Source organism: Novosphingobium sp. B-7, assembly GCF_000410615.1.
GTDB classification, from domain to species: Bacteria; Pseudomonadota; Alphaproteobacteria; order Sphingomonadales; family Sphingomonadaceae; genus Novosphingobium; species Novosphingobium capsulatum.
Genome location: NZ_APCQ01000530.1, coordinates 1 through 1,435, shown reverse-complemented (window position 1 = coordinate 1,435; position 1,435 = coordinate 1). Strand labels below are relative to the sequence as shown.

Annotated in this window: 2 protein-coding genes; both read left to right on the top strand. The window is 69.0% G+C overall.

The genetic code is table 11. The features are described from left to right. Nucleotides 1-183: 183 nt before the first annotated feature. Nucleotides 184-939, top strand: a complete 756-nt coding sequence (locus H926_RS0106575) for an MgtC/SapB family protein (RefSeq protein ID WP_022675609.1) — start codon at nt 184-186, stop codon at nt 937-939. Between the two features lie 105 nt (nt 940-1,044). Further along, the coding region (locus H926_RS0106570) for a GntR family transcriptional regulator (RefSeq protein WP_022675608.1) at nt 1,045-1,435 on the top strand (391 nt) is incomplete at its 3' end.

The window sequence follows — 1,435 nt, the reverse complement described above, 5'->3', positions numbered from 1 at the left end:
CGCACGCCAGGCCCGCGATGGCGCCGTGGCCCCGGCGGCCGAAGTGCAGGCCCGCATCGCCCTGCTTCAGGCCGACCAGGCCCTGGCCCAGGCGCAGGCCGCGCGGCTGAGCGATACCGCCGCCTTCTATGAGGCACTGGGCGGCGGGTGGCATTCTCCGGCCGGCTGATCTAGGTGCCGGTCATGTCCGTTGCATCACATAACCTGCCCGATCCGGCCTCTATCGCCGCGCTGTTCGATGTCGATCTGGTCGGGCTGATCACCAGCCTGATCTGCCTGTCGACCGCGTTCGTGCTGGGCACGCTGATCGGGCTGGAGAGGCAATGGCGCCAGCGCACCGCCGGGCTGCGCACCAATGTGCTGGTGGCGGTGGGCGCGGCCGCGTTCACCGATCTTGGCCTGCGGGTTGCCGGGGTGGATGGCGGGGTGCGGGTCATTTCCTATGTCGTATCGGGCATCGGCTTTCTCGGCGCCGGCGTGATCATGAAGGAAGGCACGCAAGTGCGCGGGCTGAACACGGCGGCCACGCTCTGGGCGAGTGCGGCGGTGGGCAGCTTTGCCGGGGCGCGCAAACCAGCGGAAGCCGTGCTGGTTGCGATCTTCGTGCTGGCCGGCAACACGCTGCTGCGCCCGCTGGTCGATGCCGTCAACCGCCGCCCGCTGACGCCGGGCGAGACCGAGGCGCTCTATCGCGTACACGTGGTCTGCGCGGCGGAAAACGTCGCCACCGCGCGCGATCTGCTGTTCGAGGAACTCGACATGCACCACTATCCGATCCGCGAGATCGAGACGCTGACCGATGGCGACACCCAGGTCGAACTTGGCGCGATCCTGGTGCCGACCACCGCCAACCCGGCCGATCTCGATGCGATCACCGCCCATATCGGCCGCCACGCTGCCATTACCAGCGCCACGTGGACGGTCAGCACCACGCATTGATCGGGCGCCGGCAGGCATTGCGGTTACCGGCGCGTGGCATATATGGTCGCGCCCGGCCGGAACAGGAATTGCCCCCCGTCGCTGCGGCTGCTGGAGTAAGCGGGAATGAGCCTTGTTGTGCGCACGCTGGCCGATCGGATTTTCGATCTCGTGCGCGAGAAAGTGGTGTCGGGCGAGTGGGCGCAGGCCCAGCCGATCCGGCAGGATGCGCTGGCCGCCGAATTTGGCGTGAGCAAGATCCCGCTGCGCGAGGCGCTGGCGCGGCTGGAGCAGGAGAACCTGCTGGTTTCCCATGCCAACCGTGGCTACTTCGTCCGCGCGATGAGCGCTGACGAGGCCGAGGAAATCTATGCCCTGCGCCTGGCGATCGAACCGGCGGCGGTTGGCCTGGCGGCACTGGCCGCCACCGACGCCGAACGCGCCGCCGCCACCGCCGCGATGGACGCGCTGGACAAGGCCGCTGCCGGCCAGGCCGAGCAGGTGGCCATGCGCAACC

Excerpts from the sequence above, each read along its gene's own strand:
- H926_RS0106575 (WP_022675609.1), top strand. The coding sequence starts at position 184 with ATGTCCGTTGCATCACATAACCTGCCCGATCCGGCCTCTATCGCCGCG.